The organism is Mesorhizobium sp. M0184, from assembly GCF_040322215.1.
GTDB lineage: Bacteria > Pseudomonadota > Alphaproteobacteria > Rhizobiales > Rhizobiaceae > Mesorhizobium.
The window spans coordinates 199,887-216,556 of the sequence record NZ_JAMYSZ010000006.1 but is presented as its reverse complement, the minus strand read 5'-3'; the positions used below and the strand labels follow the sequence as shown (position 1 = coordinate 216,556).

15 protein-coding genes and 1 other RNA gene are annotated in these 16,670 nt (G+C 63.7%); 15 read left to right on the top strand and 1 reads right to left on the bottom strand.

All coding sequences use genetic code 11. The annotated features are described in order from the left end of the window. Window positions 1–5: 5 nt before the first annotated feature. From rnpB to NKJ23_RS10660, 3 genes are all read left to right on the top strand, one after another. Window positions 6–404, top strand: an RNA gene (gene rnpB / locus NKJ23_RS10670) — RNase P RNA component class A. A 150-nt stretch (window positions 405–554) separates the two neighbouring features. Beyond that, complete coding sequence (locus NKJ23_RS10665; protein ID WP_352680272.1) at window positions 555–839, top strand: type II toxin-antitoxin system ParD family antitoxin; 285 nt, start codon at window positions 555–557, stop codon at window positions 837–839. Window positions 840–956: 117 nt separating this feature from the next. After that, window positions 957–1,130, top strand: a complete 174-nt coding sequence (locus NKJ23_RS10660; protein ID WP_352680271.1) for a type II toxin-antitoxin system RelE/ParE family toxin — start codon at window positions 957–959, stop codon at window positions 1,128–1,130. 8 nt (window positions 1,131–1,138) lie between these two features. Here NKJ23_RS10660 and NKJ23_RS10655 read toward each other — a convergent pair whose 3' ends face one another. Next, complete coding sequence (locus NKJ23_RS10655) at window positions 1,139–2,254, bottom strand: cystathionine gamma-lyase (RefSeq protein WP_352680270.1); 1,116 nt, start codon at window positions 2,252–2,254, stop codon at window positions 1,139–1,141. A 406-nt stretch (window positions 2,255–2,660) separates the two neighbouring features. Between NKJ23_RS10655 and mraZ the strand changes: the two genes are divergently transcribed. The 12 genes from mraZ to murB are packed head-to-tail and all read left to right on the top strand — an operon-like array spanning window position 2,661 to window position 16,368. Further along, window positions 2,661–3,119, top strand: a complete 459-nt coding sequence (mraZ, locus tag NKJ23_RS10650) for a division/cell wall cluster transcriptional repressor MraZ (RefSeq protein ID WP_254818997.1) — start codon at window positions 2,661–2,663, stop codon at window positions 3,117–3,119. Next, complete coding sequence (gene rsmH, locus NKJ23_RS10645; protein ID WP_352589451.1) at window positions 3,116–4,147, top strand: 16S rRNA (cytosine(1402)-N(4))-methyltransferase RsmH; 1,032 nt, start codon at window positions 3,116–3,118, stop codon at window positions 4,145–4,147. The genes mraZ and rsmH overlap by 4 nt, the downstream gene beginning before the upstream one ends. Window positions 4,148–4,151: 4 nt before the next feature. Further along, on the top strand, window positions 4,152–4,529 hold the full coding sequence (ftsL, locus tag NKJ23_RS10640; RefSeq protein WP_023676771.1) for a cell division protein FtsL: 378 nt from the start codon (window positions 4,152–4,154) through the stop codon (window positions 4,527–4,529). A gap of 14 nt (window positions 4,530–4,543) precedes the next feature. After that, window positions 4,544–6,271, top strand: a complete 1,728-nt coding sequence (locus NKJ23_RS10635) for a peptidoglycan D,D-transpeptidase FtsI family protein (RefSeq protein ID WP_352680269.1) — start codon at window positions 4,544–4,546, stop codon at window positions 6,269–6,271. A 54-nt stretch (window positions 6,272–6,325) separates the two neighbouring features. Next, window positions 6,326–7,780, top strand: coding sequence for a UDP-N-acetylmuramoyl-L-alanyl-D-glutamate--2,6-diaminopimelate ligase (locus NKJ23_RS10630; protein WP_352680268.1), 1,455 nt, complete (start codon window positions 6,326–6,328; stop codon window positions 7,778–7,780). After that, window positions 7,777–9,210, top strand: coding sequence for a UDP-N-acetylmuramoylalanyl-D-glutamyl-2,6-diaminopimelate--D-alanyl-D-alanine ligase (locus NKJ23_RS10625; protein WP_352680267.1), 1,434 nt, complete (start codon window positions 7,777–7,779; stop codon window positions 9,208–9,210). Before NKJ23_RS10630 ends, NKJ23_RS10625 begins: the two co-directional genes overlap by 4 nt. 24 nt (window positions 9,211–9,234) lie before the next feature. Next, a complete protein-coding gene (gene mraY / locus NKJ23_RS10620) occupies window positions 9,235–10,317 on the top strand; it encodes a phospho-N-acetylmuramoyl-pentapeptide-transferase (RefSeq protein ID WP_023676767.1) in 1,083 nt (360 codons plus the stop codon). Window positions 10,318–10,325: 8 nt separating this feature from the next. Continuing rightward, window positions 10,326–11,726, top strand: a complete 1,401-nt coding sequence (gene murD, locus NKJ23_RS10615; protein WP_352647391.1) for a UDP-N-acetylmuramoyl-L-alanine--D-glutamate ligase — start codon at window positions 10,326–10,328, stop codon at window positions 11,724–11,726. Continuing rightward, window positions 11,726–12,877: a putative lipid II flippase FtsW gene (gene ftsW / locus NKJ23_RS10610; RefSeq protein WP_352456168.1), complete on the top strand. Its 1,152-nt coding sequence runs from the start codon at window positions 11,726–11,728 to the stop codon at window positions 12,875–12,877. Before murD ends, ftsW begins: the two co-directional genes overlap by 1 nt. Before the next feature lies 1 nt (window position 12,878). Continuing rightward, the gene (gene murG / locus NKJ23_RS10605) at window positions 12,879–14,003 is read left to right on the top strand and encodes an undecaprenyldiphospho-muramoylpentapeptide beta-N-acetylglucosaminyltransferase (RefSeq protein WP_352680266.1); all 1,125 of its coding nucleotides are present in this window, start codon (window positions 12,879–12,881) and stop codon (window positions 14,001–14,003) included. Continuing rightward, entirely contained in the window at window positions 14,000–15,406 is a 1,407-nt protein-coding gene (gene murC, locus NKJ23_RS10600; protein ID WP_352680265.1) for a UDP-N-acetylmuramate--L-alanine ligase, read from the top strand. The genes murG and murC overlap by 4 nt, the downstream gene beginning before the upstream one ends. After that, on the top strand, window positions 15,403–16,368 hold the full coding sequence (murB, locus tag NKJ23_RS10595) for a UDP-N-acetylmuramate dehydrogenase (RefSeq protein WP_352680264.1): 966 nt from the start codon (window positions 15,403–15,405) through the stop codon (window positions 16,366–16,368). Before murC ends, murB begins: the two co-directional genes overlap by 4 nt. Window positions 16,369–16,670: the final 302 nt, after the last annotated feature.

Here is a 16,670-nt window from a genome sequence, read left to right as displayed (position 1 = left end):
CCTTGCCAGCTGGCCGGGCGGCCGCACCCGCGAAGCCGAAAGGCTGCGGGTGAGGAAAGTCCGGGCTCCATGGAGACACGGTGCCGGTTAATGGCCGGCGGGGGCGACCCCAGGGAAAGTGCCACAGAAAGCAAACCGCCACGATCCAATCGAGGCAAGGGTGAAAGGGTGGGGTAAGAGCCCACCGCGCGACTGGCGACAGGAGCGGCACGGTAAACCCCACCGGGAGCAAGACCGAATAGGGGCGGTGCGAGGGGAAACCCTCGAGGGCTGTTTCCGGCTCACCGTCCGGGTAGGTTGCGTGAGGCGTATGGCAACATGCGCCCAAGATGAATGGCCGCCACGTTCTCGCCCCGTACGGGGCGAGGGCCATACAGAACCCGGCTTACAGGCCAGCTGGCAGTTTCCCCGATAAAAGGAAATCTCCTGATATCAGCAGGTTGCGTTTTCGGGCGCAGCCGTTGATTCAGTTTCGACCCCTGCAGCCGAGCGCGACAATCCTTGAAATTGGTACGATTTAATCGTACCATTGAGAGATTGATCAGGAGTGCGCCATGGGCCACGTTGACAAACGCAGCATCACGCTGTCGCCGGAACTGGCGGCGGCGGTCGACGACGTGGTCGCCGCCGGCGAATATGCCTCGGCAAGCGAGGTGATCCGCGACGCGCTGAGGCAATGGAAGGACCGGCGCGACCTGCTCGGCTACACGGTCGAGGAATTGCGCAAGCTGGTGCAGGAGGGGATCGACAGCGGTCCGGGGCTGGACGGGCCGCCAATCATGGAACGGCTGCGCGCCAAATATCTGAAAATGGCCGGAACCAAAGGCCTTGAGGAGTGAAATACCGCCTGCTTCCTCAGGCATTGATCGACCTCGAAGCCATCGGCGACTACATTGCCGAACAGAATCCAAATGCGGCGGTTCGGCTCGTGGATCTCTTGCAAAGGCCGGTGGGATTTGCTGACCCTGCACCCCTTCTCAGGTGCGCCGCGCGAAGACATCGCAACCGGAATCCGTCACCTGATCGTCGGCGAATACCTCACCTTGTATCGTGTCCGCGAAGAGGCGATCGAAATCGTTCGCGTGCTGCACGGCCGGCGCAAGATTGATGCCGACGATCTGAATTCGTGATTGCCGATTCAGCCACCGATTGCGTCTAGCGACGCCTCGATCGCCTGCCAAAGCTCTTCCACCGGCTCGCAGCCGATCGACAGGCGAACGAAGCCGGGCGGAACGGCATCTCCCCTTTTTGATCGCCGTTCGGCCGAAGTGTGCACGCCGCCGAACGACGTCGCTGCCTGCATCAAGGCGCAATTGTTGATGAAATCCTCGGCCTTGTCCTCCGAGGCGAGCACGAACGAGATGAGAAAGCCGAAGCGCTCCATCTGGGCGCGGGCAAGATTGTGCGATGGATCGCTCTCCAGTCCCGGAAAGCGCAAGCCGCTGATCGCGCGATGGTTTTTCAGCCGTCGCGCTATCATTTCGGCGGAAGCGCACATGCGGTCGAAGCGCACGTCCAGCGTTTCGAGGCCGCGATGCACCAGCCATGCCTCGAACGGCCCGGGGATAGCGCCCGACGTCTCGCGCCAGTCGGTCACCCTCGAGATAATGTCCGCGTCGCGGCTGGCGACATGGCCGAACAGCACATCGGAATGGCCGTTTGGTGCCTTGGTGTCGGCGGCAATGACGATATCTGCGCCGAGATCGAGCGGGCGCTGGCCGAAAGGCGTCATTGTCGTGTTGTCGACCACAAGCACCGCACCCGCTCTATGCACGGCCTCGGCGACGGCTGCGATGTCGCATATGTCCAGTCCTGGGTTGGCGGGCGTTTCGACGAACGCAAGCCGATACCTATCGAAGCCGCCGTCGAGGAAGCTCGACGTCGGCCGGACATCGTAGGCAACGCCGAAGGATTTCAGGAAACGGTCTGCCAGCGCTCGCGTCGTATGATAACCGTCGGACGGCAGCAGGACACGGTCGCCGGCTTTGAGCAGGCCGAAAAATACCGCCGAGATGGCAGCCATCCCCGAGGGAAAGGCGACGCATGGGGCGTCTTCCAGATGCGCCAGCATGTGCTCGACCGCATCCCAGGTCGGATTGCTGAAGCGGCCATATTGATCGAAGCCGGTGGCGTCGCCGGGCGCATGAAAGATGGCGGCCATCGTCAGGGGCAAGGGGATCGGGTCGCCCTTGGCCAGCCCGCCGCGGCGCAGATGGGGAAGTGCCGCGGCGCGTGACTTGGCTGTTTCGGACATGATTTCAAACCTCGTTACTGACCGGAAAAGGAGATGCCGAGGCTATGCGCGGCAGCGATCCGCAGCAAGTCGGCTCCGGTTGGGCCACACGGCTCTAAACGCTTCGTTAGGCTTAATAGAGGATAAAGACGGGAGTGCCGTCAAAGCTGCTCTCCCCAGTCGTGGCCGGCGCGTTTTGAAGACTGTTCCCGTTGACGCCCATAACACCCCATGATATCCCATTCCGATACTCAAGCCTTCGTTCCGTGTCAGGGTGAAGCGTACGCCAATCGGGCAGCCGCGGCGGCTGCGCGTTTGCCTGCGTTCGCCCGATATAACGAAGCGGGTTTTGGACGCCGACCGGGCTGGGGCGGCGCGGACAGGAAGATGCAGAGGGGTGCGGCGGCGCAAGCGGCCGTAACGCGTAATGGACCGGTTTCTGTCGAACGCGGTGAACAGGATCGATGCGAAGGGACGGGTGTCCGTGCCGGCGCATTTCCGTGCCGTTGTGCAGAAACGCGGCTATTCGGAACTTTATGCGCTACGCTGCCTGGATCGCCCGGCGATGGATGTCGGTGGGCTCGACCTGCTCGATCGCTACGAGCAGCGCATCGCCCAGGAAGACCCGTTCCTGCAGACGGCGGACGACATGTCGTTCTTCTGCCATGGCGATGGAACGTTTCTGAAGCTCGACCAGGACGGCCGTATCACGATGAGCGATTTCATTCGCGAGCATACCGGCATTTCAGCGGAAGTGGCCTTCGTTGGCCGCGGCAATTTCTTTCAGATCTGGGAGCCGGGACGGCTCAGCGCCTATGGGACGGAAGCACGCGCCCGGCTTTTGCAGCTTCGGCAGGGGACGAAGCCCGGGGAGCGGCCGGAATGATGGCGGGCGACGGCGATGAAGTTCATGCCGCTGGCGGACCAGCCCGTCACATTCCGGTCCTCCTTGCCGAAGTTCTGGAGGCGCTGGCGCCGACAAAAGGCGAGGTGATCGTCGACGGCACGTTCGGTGCCGGCGGCTACACGAAGGCCATTCTGGCAAGCGGAGCCTCGGTCGTCGCCATCGACCGCGATCCGGATGCGATCGCGGCGGGGCGGGCCCTTGAACAGCAGTCCGGCGGCAAGCTCAGGCTTGTCCAGGCACCGTTCTCGACGCTCGACGAGCAGGTTGAAAGTGCCGATGGCGTCGTGCTCGACATCGGCATCTCCTCCATGCAGATCGACCAGCCGGAGCGCGGCTTTTCATTCCGGGCCGATGGACCGCTCGACATGCGCATGGCGCAGGCGGGCCTGAGCGCCGCCGATGTCGTCAACACCTTCAAGGTGGGCGATCTTGCCCGCATCTTCGGTTTTCTCGGCGAGGAACGCCATGCCGGGCGCATCGCCCGCATGATCGAGAGCCGTCGCGAAAAACGCCCCTTCGAGCGCACGCTCGACCTTGCCGATGCCATCGAGACGCATATCGGTCGCGCGCCGAAAGACAAGATCCATCCGGCCACCCGCGTTTTCCAGGCGCTGCGCATCTTCGTCAATGACGAACTCGGCGAACTGGCCAAGGCACTGTTTGCCGCCGAGCGCGCGCTGAAACCGGGCGGGCGGCTTGTCGTGGTGACCTTCCATTCCCTCGAGGACCGCATCGTCAAGCGCTTCATCGCCGACAGAGCCGATTCAGCGACCGGATCGCGGCACCTGCCCGAGGCGCAGGCGCGCACCGCCACCTTCACCAAGAAGGGCGGCGGCGTGACGCCTGGCGATGCCGAGATATCGGCAAATCCGCGGGCGCGCTCGGCAAGGCTGCGCACTGCAATCCGTACAGAGGCGCCGGCGCGTGCCGGCGATTTTTCGATTTTCGGCCTGCCAAAACTGCCTGGCCCAAAGCTTCCCGGCGCCGATCGACCGGGAGAGAGGTGAGCACGTGTTTCGTACCAGCGACATAGTCCTGATCGCCGTCATGGTTTCGGCGGCTGCCCTGACCTACAAGACCAAGCGCGAGGCCGAGGAGCAACTGGCGGCAGTGCACAAGATCCAGGCGCAGATCCGTTATGAGGAGGACACGATCGACCTGCTCAAGGCGGACTGGAGCCTGCTTACCCAGCCGTCGCGCCTGCAGAAGCTCACCGAAATCTACAAATCGCAACTCGGACTCGAGCCGGTCAATGCGCGGCAGATCGTCGGGCTGGACGATCTGCCGGCGAAACCCGTCAACATCGAGGACCTTTCATCGCAGCGGCTGGGCGGCATGGCCGATATCGGCGGCAAAGATCCCGTGGTGACCGGAGGCATCGTCCAATGATCACCGGATTTCCAATGGCTGCCAGATTTCCAAAGATTGGCAGGCTGCTGAAGAGCGGTTCACAGGCCGGTGCAGGCGGATCGATCGTGGTCGAAGGTGCCCGCAAGGCGACCGGTGGCAAGGGCAGGACCCGCATCGTCATGACCATGGCGGTGTTCTTCGGCATCTATTCGACCATTGCCGGGCGGCTGGTCTATCTGGGTTTCCAGAATCCCGACCTGTCGGGCGGCCCGCAGAGCCGGGTGACGGCATCGCGACCCGACATCGTCGACCGTAACGGCGAAGTGCTGGCGACCGACATCAAGACCGCGTCGCTGTTTGCCGAACCGCGCCGCATCGTCGATGCCGACGAGGCGATCGAAAAGCTGTCGACGGTGCTTCCCGAGATCGACTACGAGCAGACATATAACAAGCTGAAGAGCGGCGCCGGGTTCGTCTGGCTGCAGCGGCAACTGACGCCGAAGCAGCAGGCCGACATCATGCAACTCGGCATCCCCGGATTCGGCTTTCGCACCGAAAAGCGCCGGTTCTATCCGGCCGGCGAAACCTCGTCCTACATTGTCGGCCTCACCAACATCGACAATCAGGGCATCTCCGGCATGGAGAAATACATCGACGAACAGGGCTTGAGCGATCTTCAGGCGTCGGGCCTCGCGGTGGCCAAGGATTTGAAGCCGGTGCAGCTCTCGATCGACCTGCGCGTCCAGCATATCGTGCGCGACGAGGTCGCCACCGGCATGGAAAAGTACCACGCCATCGCGGCGGGCGCCGTCGTGCTCAACGTCAAGACCGGCGAGGTGCTGGCGATGGCGTCGGTTCCGGATTTCGATCCGAACAACCCCTATAACGCGCAGGACAAGGACCGGCTCAACCGTATGTCGGCCGGCCTCTATGAAATGGGGTCGACCTTCAAGAGCTTCACCACTGCCATGGCGCTCGATTCCGGCAAGATAACGCTGCAAAGCCGTTTCGACGCGTCGCGCCCGATCAGGATCGGCCATCAAACCATCCATGATTTCCATGGCAAGGGCCGGGTACTGTCGGTGCCGGAAGTGTTCATCTACTCCTCCAATATCGGCTCTGCCAAGGAAGCCGAAGCGGTTGGCATCGACGGACACCGCGAATTCCTGCATCGCCTGGGAATCCTCGAGAAGATGCAGACCGAACTGCCGGAAGTCGCTCGGCCGACCGAGCCCAAGGTCTGGAAGCAGGTCAATTCGATCACCATCGCCTTCGGCCACGGTGTGTCGACGACGCCGCTGCAGACAGCGGTCGGCTGCGCCGCGCTGATGAATGGCGGCTATCTGATGGACCCGACCTTCCTGCCGCGCACGCAGGAGCAGGCGATGGCGGTGGCCAAGAAAGTGGTCAGCGACAAGACGGTCGAGGGCATGCGCTATCTCTATGCACTCAATGCCGAAAAGGGATCCGGCCGCAATGCACGGGTGCCAGGATACCGGGTGGGCGGCAAGACGGGAACGGCGGAGAAGGTTGTCAACGGCCGTTACTCGAAGGAAAAGAATTTCAACGCCTTCGTTGCGGCTTTCCCGATGGACGATCCGCAATACATAGTGCTTACGATCGCCGACGAACCGAAGCCGGAAAAGCCCGGCATGGGTGCTACGGCCGCCTCGAACGCGGGCATCATGGCTGCAAACATCATCCGACGTGCGGCTTCCATGCTTGGCGTGAAGCCAGATTTCAGCCATGAAAATGGTGCAACGCTGGTTTCCTATCAGTGATTCTTGGGGCGCGCCGGCAACTGCGCGCTATTTTGTTGCGATGAACGGGGTTCGATGAAGCTGAAAAATCTAGCCGGTATCCTGCCTGTCGAGGGGACAGCTTCCTTCGACATGGAGGTTACAGGGATTTCGTCGGATTCCCGCCAGGTAACACGGGGCGTCGTCTTTTTCGCGCTCACCGGCTCCAAGGCGGATGGCGCAGCCTACGCAGCCGATGCCGCGAGCCGAGGCGCTGCAGCGATCGTGGTCGGCAAGGGCGGTGCCGTCGCCGGGCTGCCAGTCCCGGTTCTTGCCGTAGACGATCCGCGCCTTGCGCTGGCGCTGAGTGCTGCACGTTTTTTCGGCATGCAACCGCAAACCATGGTCGCGGTGACCGGAACCAGCGGCAAGACCTCGGTCGCCGCATTCACCCGGCAGATATGGGAGCAGGCGGGTTTCGCCGCCGCCTCGATCGGCACGACCGGCGTGGTGGCGCCAGGCCGCAACGAATATGGCTCGCTGACCACGCCGGATCCGGTGGCACTGCACAGGCTGCTCAAGGAGTTGGCGGAGGCCGGCGTCACCCACGCCTCGATGGAAGCGTCCAGCCATGGCCTCGACCAGCGCCGGCTCGACGGCGTCAAGCTTGCGGCCGGCGGCTTCACCAATCTCGGCCGCGACCATATGGACTATCATCCGACGGTCGAGGACTATCATCGCGCCAAATTGCGTCTGTTCGACGCGCTGCTGCCGAAGGGCGCGCCGGCGGTCATCTTTGCCGACGACCCGTGGTCGGAGCCGACGATCAAGGCGGCGCGGGCAGGGGGACTGAATGTGCTGACGGTCGGCCGCCACGGCGATTTCCTGCGGCTGAAGCGGGTCGAGCACGAGCGCCACCGCCAGCGCGCCGAGGTCGAAGCGGACGGCGTTCTCCATGAAGTCGACTTGCCGCTGGCCGGCGACTTCCAGATTGCAAATGCGCTGGTGTCGGCCGGCCTCGCTATTTCGACTGGAACATCTGTTGCCAAGGCGTTGATGGCGCTGGAGAAATTGAAGGGCGCGCCGGGACGGCTCGACCTTGTCGGGACGGCCGCCAACGGCGCACCGGTCTATGTCGACTACGCGCACAAGCCGGATGCGCTGGAAAACGTGCTGGCTTCGGTGCGCCCCTTTACCACCGGCCGCGTCATCGTCGTATTCGGTTGCGGCGGCGACCGCGACCGGGGCAAGCGGCCGATCATGGGCGAGATCGCCACAAGGCTGGCCGACGTCGTCATCGTCACCGACGACAATCCCCGCTCGGAAGTACCCGAGACGATCCGCGCCGCGATCCTGGCGGCCGCACCTGGCGCCATCGAGATCGGCGACCGGCGCAAGGCCATCCACGAGGCGGTCGGGATGCTTCACGCTGGCGACACGCTGATCGTGGCCGGCAAGGGCCATGAGGAAGGCCAGACCATCGGCACCGAGACGCTGCATTTTTCCGATCATGAGGAAGTTCGCTCGGCGCTGCGGGAGCAAGCGACGTGAGCTATCTGTGGACCTCCGAGGCGCTGGTTGCCGCCATGGATGGCCGGCCGCTCGGTCCGATGCCTGAAGGCATCGCCGGCATTTCCATCGACAGCCGCAGCCTGCAGCCGGGAGACGCTTTCTTCGCCGTCAAGGGCGAGGCCATGGACGGCCATGATTTCGTCACCGCCGCCATCAAGGCGGGCGCCGGGGTGCTGGTCGTCGCCGAGGGCAAGCTGCCGTCGCTGGGGCGGCTGACGGCACCGATGATCGTCGTGGAGGACGTGCTTGTCGCTCTGGAAAAGCTCGGCGTTGCCGCGCGCGCACGCTCAAAGGCCAGGGTGATTGCCGTGACCGGGTCGGCGGGCAAGACCACCACCAAGGAAGCGCTACGCCACGCTCTCTCCGCGGTCGGTACGGTGCATGCATCGGCCCAGTCGTTCAACAATCACTGGGGCGTGCCGCTGACGCTGGCGCGCATGCCGCAGGATTGCGACTATGCCGTCTTCGAGATCGGCATGAACCATCCCGACGAGATCCGGCCTCTGGTCAAGATGGTCCGGCCGCATGTCGCCATCGTCACGTTGATCGCGGCGGCTCACCTCGGCTTCTTCCGCAACCTGGACGAGATCGCCAAGGCCAAGGCAGAGGTTTTCGAGGGACTGGAGCCCGGTGGCGCCGCCCTTCTCAACCGCGACGATGCGCGCTGGAAGCTGCTGGAGAAGATGGCCAAAGAGGCCGGCGTCGAGCATGTCTACGGGTTCGGCGAGAATGCCCGGGCGACCTTCAAGCTGATCAAATGCGAGCTCAATGCCGATCACTCGGTCATCACCGCCAAGATTGGCGGGCACGAGATTGTCGCCAGGATCGGCGCGCCGGGCCGCCATATGGTGCAGAACGTGCTCGCGGTGCTTGGTGCCGCGCATCTGGTCGGCGCCGACGTCACCAGAGTTGCGCAGGCGCTGGCCGATCTTTCGCCCGAACGCGGACGCGGCAAGCGCTATGTGTTGCGTCACCCCAACGGGCCGATCACGCTGATCGACGAGAGCTACAACGCCAATCCGGCGTCGATGAGCGCTGCAATGGCACTGCTCAACACGACGCCGGTGTCGGGCGAGGGCAGGCGCATTGCCGTGCTCGGTGATATGCTCGAGCTCGGCAGCCATTCGGCGAAATTGCATGCCGCGCTTGCCGGTCTGATCGTCGGCACCGACACGCGCACGGTCTTTCTCGGCGGTCCGGAAATGCGGGCGCTGGCCGACGTTTTGCCCGGCGAGATCAAGACGGAATACCGCGCCGGTGCGGAAGATCTGAAACCGATTCTTCTATCGGAATTGAAGCCCGGCGACGTGGTCATGATCAAATCGTCGAAGGGCATAGGCTTTTCAAAGCTGGTCGAGGCGTTGCTCGGCAAGTTTCCGGCGGAAGCCACAACCAGCAGACAGACCTAGGATCGGTCCGGGGGACGCAAGCGCATGCTAACACTGCTCGTCGAATTTGCGGACAAGATCTCGGTCTTCAACGTCTTCCGCTACATAACATTCCGCACCGGCGGAGCGCTGATCACAGCGGCGCTGATCGTGTTCATCTTCGGACCGACCATCATCAATTCGCTGCGGCTGCGGCAAGGCAAGGGCCAGCCGATCCGTGCCGACGGGCCGCAGACGCATTTCAAGAAGGCGGGAACGCCGACAATGGGCGGACTGATGATCCTGTCCGGCATCGTCGGTTCGTCCCTGCTGTGGGCGAACCTGTCGAGCATCTACGTCTGGGTGGTCCTTCTGGTGACGCTGGGATTCGGCTCGATCGGCTTTTACGACGATTATCTCAAAGTAACCAAGCAATCGCATCTCGGCTTTTCCGGCAAGGCGCGGCTGGGGCTCGAATTCGTCATCGCCGGCATCGCCGCCTGGGTGATCATGCATAACGGCCAGGCGCCGTTCTCGTCATCGTTGACATTCCCTTTCGCCAAGGAGTTTCTCGTCAATCTCGGCTGGTTCTTCATCCCGTTCTCGTGCTTCGTCATCGTCGGCGCCGGCAATGCGGTGAACCTGACCGACGGTCTCGACGGGCTGGCGATCGTGCCGATCATGATCGCCGCCGCATCCTTCGGCGTCATCGCCTATCTCTCCGGCAACGCGGTGTTCGCCGAATATCTGCAGATCCATTTCGTGCCCGGCACCGGTGAACTTGCGGTGGTCCTTGGAGCGGTGATCGGCGCCGGGCTTGGCTTCCTCTGGTTCAATGCGCCGCCGGCGGCGATCTTCATGGGCGACACCGGCTCGCTGGCGCTGGGTGGGCTGATCGGCACGGTCGCGGTGGCGACAAAGCACGAGATCGTGCTGGTCATCGTCGGCGGCCTGTTCGTCGTCGAGATATTCTCGGTCATCATCCAGGTCGGCTACTTCAAGATGACCGGCAAGCGCGTCTTCCTGATGGCGCCGATCCACCATCATTTCGAAAAGCTCGGCTGGACCGAAAGCCAGGTGGTGATCCGCTTCTGGATCATCGCCGTCATCCTGGCGCTGGTCGGCCTGTCGACCCTGAAGCTCAGATAGGAGGCCGCTTGATCCCCGCCGCATCCTTTTCAGGCAAGCGCGTTTCGCTCTTCGGGCTCGGTGGCTCGGGGATTGCCACGGCGCGCGCGCTGATCGAGGGCGGCGCGGATGTGCTGGCCTGGGACGACAATCCCGACAGCGTCGCCAAAGCCGGCGCGGTCGGCATCACGACAGCGGACCTGCGCGGTGCGGACTGGGCGAGGTTTTCTGCCTTCGTGCTGTCGCCCGGCGTGCCTCTGACGCATCCCAAGCCGCACTGGACCGTCGAGCTGGCGCGGGGCTCAGGCGTGGAGATCATCGGCGACATCGAGCTTTTCTGCCGCGAGCGGCTGCTGCTGGCACCGGCAGCACCTTTCATTGCCATTACCGGCACCAACGGCAAGTCGACGACCACGGCACTGACGGCGCACATCCTAAAATCGGCTGGGCGCGACACGCAGATGGGCGGCAATATCGGCCGCGCGGTGATGACGCTCGATCCGCCGCAGCCTGAACGGCACTATGTGGTTGAGTGCTCTTCCTACCAGATCGATCTTGCCCCTTCGATCAATCCGACGGCCGGTGTCCTGCTCAACCTGACGCCGGACCATCTCGACCGCCATGGCACGATGCAACACTACGCCTCGATCAAGGAGCGGCTGGTGGCCGGCAGCGAGACGGCAATCATCGGTGTCGACGATTCCTGGTGCGCCCAGATCGCCGATCGGCTGGAGCGGGCCGGCCGCCAGGTCATCCGCATCTCCAAGCGCCTGCCGCTGACCGACGGTTATTTCGCTGACGGCACCAACTTAATGGAAGCCGTGCACGGCCGCTACAGCCGTGTCGCCTTCCTCGAAGGCATCGGCTCGTTGCGCGGCCAGCACAATGCGCAGAACGCGCTGGCCGCCGCCGCCGCCTGCCTCAAGGTCGGGCTCGAGCTCGGCGAGATCCAATCCGGACTGGAGAGTTTCCCTGGGCTGGCGCACCGCATGGAGCAGGTCGGCCGCAAAGGGCATGTGCTGTTCGTCAACGATTCCAAGGCGACCAATGCCGATGCCGCTGCACCGGCGCTGTCGAGCTTTGCGCGTATCTACTGGATTGCCGGCGGCCTGCCGAAAGAGGGCGGCATCGAGCCGTTACGCGGCTTCTTCCCGCGCATCGCCAAGGCCTATCTGATCGGCGAAGCCGCACCGGCCTTTTCGGCGACGCTGGGCGAAGCGGTGCCCTACGAGATATCAGGCACGTTGGCGGCGGCAGTCGAACACGCCGCCCGCGATGCGGCCAGGGATAGTAGCGGCGAGGCAGTGGTGCTGCTGTCGCCGGCCTGCGCCAGTTTCGACCAGTTCAAGAATTTCGAAGTGCGCGGTGAGGCGTTCAGGCAAGCCGCAACCGCCATTGATGGCGTGAAGCCCATCGGAGGGACACGATAATGCAAAGCCGTCTCGACAAAAGCCCTGTGGCGACCTGGTGGTGGACGATCGATCGCTGGTTCCTGGCGGCGTTCCTGTCGCTGATGGGGCTCGGCATCGTTTTGTCCTTCGCCGCAAGCCCGGCGGTGGCCGAGCGCATCGGGCTAGACAGTTTCCACTTCGCGACACGCCAGATTATCTTCACCATTCCGGCGCTTGGGGTAATGCTGGCCGTCTCGTTCCTTGAATCCAGGCAGATCCGGCGCATGGCGCTGGTCATGTTGTGCATCATGCTGTTTCTGATGGTGGCGGTGCTCTATATCGGCGTCGAGGTGAAGGGCGCGCGGCGCTGGGTGTCGCTAGCCGGCCTGTCGATCCAGCCGTCCGAGTTCCTGAAACCGGCCTTCGTCATCATCTGCGCCTGGTTGTTCGCCGAGCACAAGCGCCAGCCCGACATTCCGGGCAATTTGTTCGCCATGTTGCTGCTTGCACTGGTCATCTCGCTGCTGGTGGCGCAGCCTGACCTTGGGCAGACCATGCTGGTGCTCGGCACCTGGGGGGTGATGTTCTTCATGGCCGGATTGCCGTGGCTGTGGATCGTCGCGCTGGGTGCTGCAGGCGTCGGCGGCGTGTTCGCCGCCTATGCAGTGTTCCCGCACGTTGCCGGCCGTATCGACCGCTTCATGACCGGCGAGGGCGACACGTTCCAGGTCGACATGGGCCGCGAGGCGCTGATCAATGGCGGCTGGTTCGGCGTCGGGCCGGGCGAGGGTACCGTCAAGCGGGTCATCCCCGACAGCCACGCCGACTTCGTCTTCTCTGTCGCCGGCGAGGAATTCGGGCTGATCATGTGTTTCTTCATCATGTCCATCTTCGGCTTCATCGTGCTGCGCGGTCTCAACACGGCGCTCAGGGAGCAGGACGATTTCACCCGCTACGCGGTTGGCGGCCTGGTCACGGTCTTCGGCCTGCAGTCGGTCATCAACATGGCCGTCAATCTGCAGCTGATGCCGGCCAAGGGAATGACGCTGCCGTTCATCTCCTACGGCGGCTCTTCGCAGATCGCGATCGCCATCTCGATGGGCATGGTGCTGGCGCTGACGCGCAAGCGCCCGGAAAAGCGCAAGCAGCTGGGCTTCATGCCGTCGCCGCGTGCGATGCCGGCGGAGTGAGATGGCGAAGGGGGTCATCCTTCTGGCGGCAGGCGGAACCGGCGGACATCTGTTCCCGGCCGAGGCGCTGGCACATGAGCTCAAGACGCGCGGCTGGGCGGTACATCTGGCCACCGACGACCGCGCCGAGCGCTATGCCGGCAGGTTCCCCGGCGACGGCGTCCACGCTATCGCCTCCGCTACCTTCGGGTCGAGAAATCCGCTGACTGTCGCGCGGACCTTCTGGACCCTGTGGCGTGGATTCCGCCAGTCGTCCGCCCTGATCGCCCGGCTGAGGCCGAATGCGGTGGTGGGCTTCGGCGGCTATCCGACGCTGCCGCCGCTGTTCGCGGCGACGCGACGCGGTGCGCCAACGCTGATCCATGAGCAGAACGCGGTAATGGGCCGCGCCAACAAGGCGCTCGCGCCGCGGGTGACGGCGATTGCGGGAGGCTTCCTCAAGGCCTCCGGTCCCTTCTCGGCCAAGATCGTGGAGACGGGCAATCCGGTCCGGCAGGCGGTGCTCGACATGGCCGGCAGGCCCTATGCCGTGCCCGAGCCCGGCGGGCCGCTGCGGCTGCTCGTCTTCGGCGGCAGCCAGGGCGCGCGCTATTTTTCCGACACTGTGCCTGAGGCGGTGGCGGCGATGCCCAGCGCAATGCGCTCGCGGCTGAGCATCGTGCAGCAGGCGCGCTGCGAGGACGAGGCGCGGGTGAGAGAGCACTACCGCGCTCTCGGCATCGAGGCCGAGGTCGCGTCGTTCTTCTCCGATCTGCCGGCGCGCATGGCCGCCGCGCATCTCGTCGTCTCACGCTCGGGCGCGTCGACGGTGCTCGAGCTTTCGGTGATCGGCCGGCCGGCCATCCTCGTGCCTCTTCCGCATGCCCTCGACGACGATCAAGGCCACAATGCGCAGATCCTCGTCAATGCGGGGGGCGCGGTGATGCGGCGCCAGCCCGGCCTCGACGCGGCGGCGCTCGCAGGCGAGATCGTGGAGTTGCTGGGCGACGGCGAAAGGCTCGCCGCCATGGCCTCGGCGGCCCGCTCGGTGCGAAGACCCGACGCTGCGCGGTTGCTCGCCGATCTGACAGAGGCTATTGCGTCCAGGAAATCCGTTTCGGAATTCAGGAAGGAGACGCACGCATGAAGATGCCACAGACGATCGGCCTCGTGCATTTCATCGGCATTGGCGGCATCGGCATGAGCGGCATCGCCGAGGTGCTGCACAATCTCGGCTACAAGGTACAGGGATCCGATCAGGCCGACAGCGCCAATGTGCAGCGGCTGCGCGACAAGGGCATCGAATGCTTCGTCGGCCATCAGGCCGAAAACCTCGGCGAGGCCGAAGTGGTCGTCGTCTCCACCGCAATCAAGAAATCCAACCCGGAGCTGAAGGCGGCGAGAGAGAAGTTGCTGCCGATCGTGCGGCGCGCCGAAATGCTGGCCGAGCTTATGCGCTTCCGGCAGGCGGTCGCGATCGGCGGCACGCATGGCAAGACGACGACGACTTCGATGGTGGCGACGCTACTCGAAGCCGGCGGGCTCGATCCGACGGTAATCAATGGCGGTATCATCAATGCCTATGGCACCAATGCCCGCATGGGAGACGGCGAATGGATGGTGGTCGAGGCCGACGAGAGCGACGGCACCTTCCTCAAGCTGCCGGCCGAGATTGCCGTCGTCACCAATATCGACCCCGAGCACCTCGACCATTACGGCTCCTTCGACAAAGTGCGCGAAGCGTTTCGTCAGTTCGTCGAGAATGTGCCGTTCTACGGCTTTGGTGTGATGTGCACCGACCATCCCGAGGTGCAGGCGCTGGTCGGCCGCATCGAGGACCGGCGCGTCATCACCTATGGCGAAAATGCGCAGGCCGACGTGCGCTTCACCAATCACCGCATGGACGGCCCGACCTCGGAATTCGACGTGGTGATCCGCGACCGCAAGACGCACGGCCAGATAACGATATCAGGCCTGCGGCTGCCCATGCCCGGGCGCCACAATGTCTCCAATGCGACGGCGGCGATTGCCGTCGCGCATGAGCTCGGCCTTTCGGCTGAGGCAATCAAGAAGGGCCTGTCGTCTTTCGCGGGCGTCAAGCGGCGCTTCACCCATACCGGTTCGTGGAACGGTGTCGATGTGTTCGACGATTACGGTCATCATCCGGTCGAGATCACGGCGGTACTGAAGGCTGCGCGCAGCGCTACCAAGGGTCGCATCATCGCCGTTACCCAACCGCATCGCTTCACCCGGCTGCGCGATCTGTTCGACGAGTTTTCCGTCTGCTTCAACGACGCCGATACGGTAATGGTGGCGCCCGTCTATGCGGCCGGCGAGGAACCGATCGACGGCGTCACGTCCGACGCACTGGTGTCGCGCATCCGCTCCGGCGGCCATCGCGACGCACGCTACATCGAAGGCCCGGCGGCGATTGCGCCGATCGTGCGCGAGGTGGCGAAGCCGGGCGATTTCGTCGTCTTCCTCGGCGCCGGCAACATCACCCAATGGGCCTATGCGCTGCCCAAGGAACTCGACGGGACCATCTCATGATGCGCGGCCAGGCGTTGATCGAGAAGCTTGGCGACCGGCTTGCCGGACTGCGCGGCCGCATCACGCCCAATGCCGAGATGGACAAGATCACCTGGTTTCGAGCCGGCGGGCTCGCGGACGCATTGTTCCAGCCGGCCGACGAGGACGATCTTGCCACGTTCCTGAAGGCGGTGCCGGAGGAAATTCCGCTGACCATCGTCGGCGTCGGCTCGAACCTGCTTGTCCGTGACGGCGGCATTGCGGGCTTTGTCATCCGGCTTTCGGCCAAAGGCTTTGGCGAGACCGAAGTGATTGCGCCGACCACGATCAAGGCGGGCGCCGCGACACCCGACAAGCGCCTTGCGGCCGTTGCCTACGAGGCCGGCATCGGTGGCTTTCATTTCTACCACGGCATTCCCGGCGCCATTGGCGGAGCGCTGAGGATGAACGCCGGCGCCAATGGCGTCGAGACGCGCGAGCGCGTGGTCGAGGTGCGGGCACTCGACCGCAAGGGCAATGTTCATACGCTGAGCAACGCCGATATGGGCTATGCCTATCGCCATTCAGCGGCGCCGTCCGGGCTGATCTTCACGTCGGCGCTGCTCGAAGGCATTCCTGAGGACAAGGCGGCGATCAAGGCCGCGATGGATGCTATCCAGAACCATCGCGAGACCGTGCAGCCGATCCGCGAAAAGACCGGTGGCTCTACCTTCAAGAATCCTGAGGGCACCTCGGCCTGGAAGGAGATCGACAAGGCCGGCTGCCGCGGCCTGATGGTTGGTGGGGCGCAGATGTCGCCGATGCATTGCAACTTCATGATCAACACCGGAACCGCCACAGGCTACGAGCTTGAATATCTCGGTGAGACGGTGCGTGCGCGCGTGCTCGAAAGATCAGGCATCCGGCTGCAGTGGGAGATCAAGCGTATCGGCAATTTTCGGCCGGGCCATGCCGTCCAGGAATTTCTCGGGCAGTTGCTTTAGGCAAGCTGACCGCCGTTGCCTTTCGGAGTCATGAATTCACATTTTGCTGCCGTTTTTGCGGAAAGTGAATCCATCGGAATCGTAAGCACTTGCCAGCGAATCAACTCTCTGATTCTCTGCCCTGAAGCGTTTCCTGATTTGAGTCGTTTCGACGCGTTGCTCGCGTTTCCGTCTGGGGGGGCAACCTGCCGGGAGACTCGGACTCAATGTTGCGGAAACACGGGAGCGAAGCTGCTCGGCGTATTTGAGTGCGCGCGATGCTTTTCGGGCCATGCATGATGGTGCAGGCCTGCTGTGAGAGG

Excerpts from the sequence above, each read along its gene's own strand:
- NKJ23_RS10665 (WP_352680272.1), top strand. The coding sequence starts at position 555 with ATGGGCCACGTTGACAAACGCAGCATCACGCTGTCGCCGGAACTGGCG.
- murG (WP_352680266.1), top strand. The coding sequence starts at position 12,879 with ATGGCGAAGGGGGTCATCCTTCTGGCGGCAGGCGGAACCGGCGGACAT.
- mraY (WP_023676767.1), top strand. The coding sequence starts at position 9,235 with ATGCTAACACTGCTCGTCGAATTTGCGGACAAGATCTCGGTCTTCAAC.
- ftsW (WP_352456168.1), top strand. The coding sequence starts at position 11,726 with ATGCAAAGCCGTCTCGACAAAAGCCCTGTGGCGACCTGGTGGTGGACG.
- NKJ23_RS10655 (WP_352680270.1), bottom strand. The coding sequence starts at position 2,254 with ATGTCCGAAACAGCCAAGTCACGCGCCGCGGCACTTCCCCATCTGCGC.
- mraZ (WP_254818997.1), top strand. The coding sequence starts at position 2,661 with ATGGACCGGTTTCTGTCGAACGCGGTGAACAGGATCGATGCGAAGGGA.
- murC (WP_352680265.1), top strand. The coding sequence starts at position 14,000 with ATGAAGATGCCACAGACGATCGGCCTCGTGCATTTCATCGGCATTGGC.
- NKJ23_RS10635 (WP_352680269.1), top strand. The coding sequence starts at position 4,544 with ATGGCTGCCAGATTTCCAAAGATTGGCAGGCTGCTGAAGAGCGGTTCA.
- NKJ23_RS10630 (WP_352680268.1), top strand. The coding sequence starts at position 6,326 with ATGAAGCTGAAAAATCTAGCCGGTATCCTGCCTGTCGAGGGGACAGCT.
- murB (WP_352680264.1), top strand. The coding sequence starts at position 15,403 with ATGATGCGCGGCCAGGCGTTGATCGAGAAGCTTGGCGACCGGCTTGCC.
- rsmH (WP_352589451.1), top strand. The coding sequence starts at position 3,116 with ATGATGGCGGGCGACGGCGATGAAGTTCATGCCGCTGGCGGACCAGCC.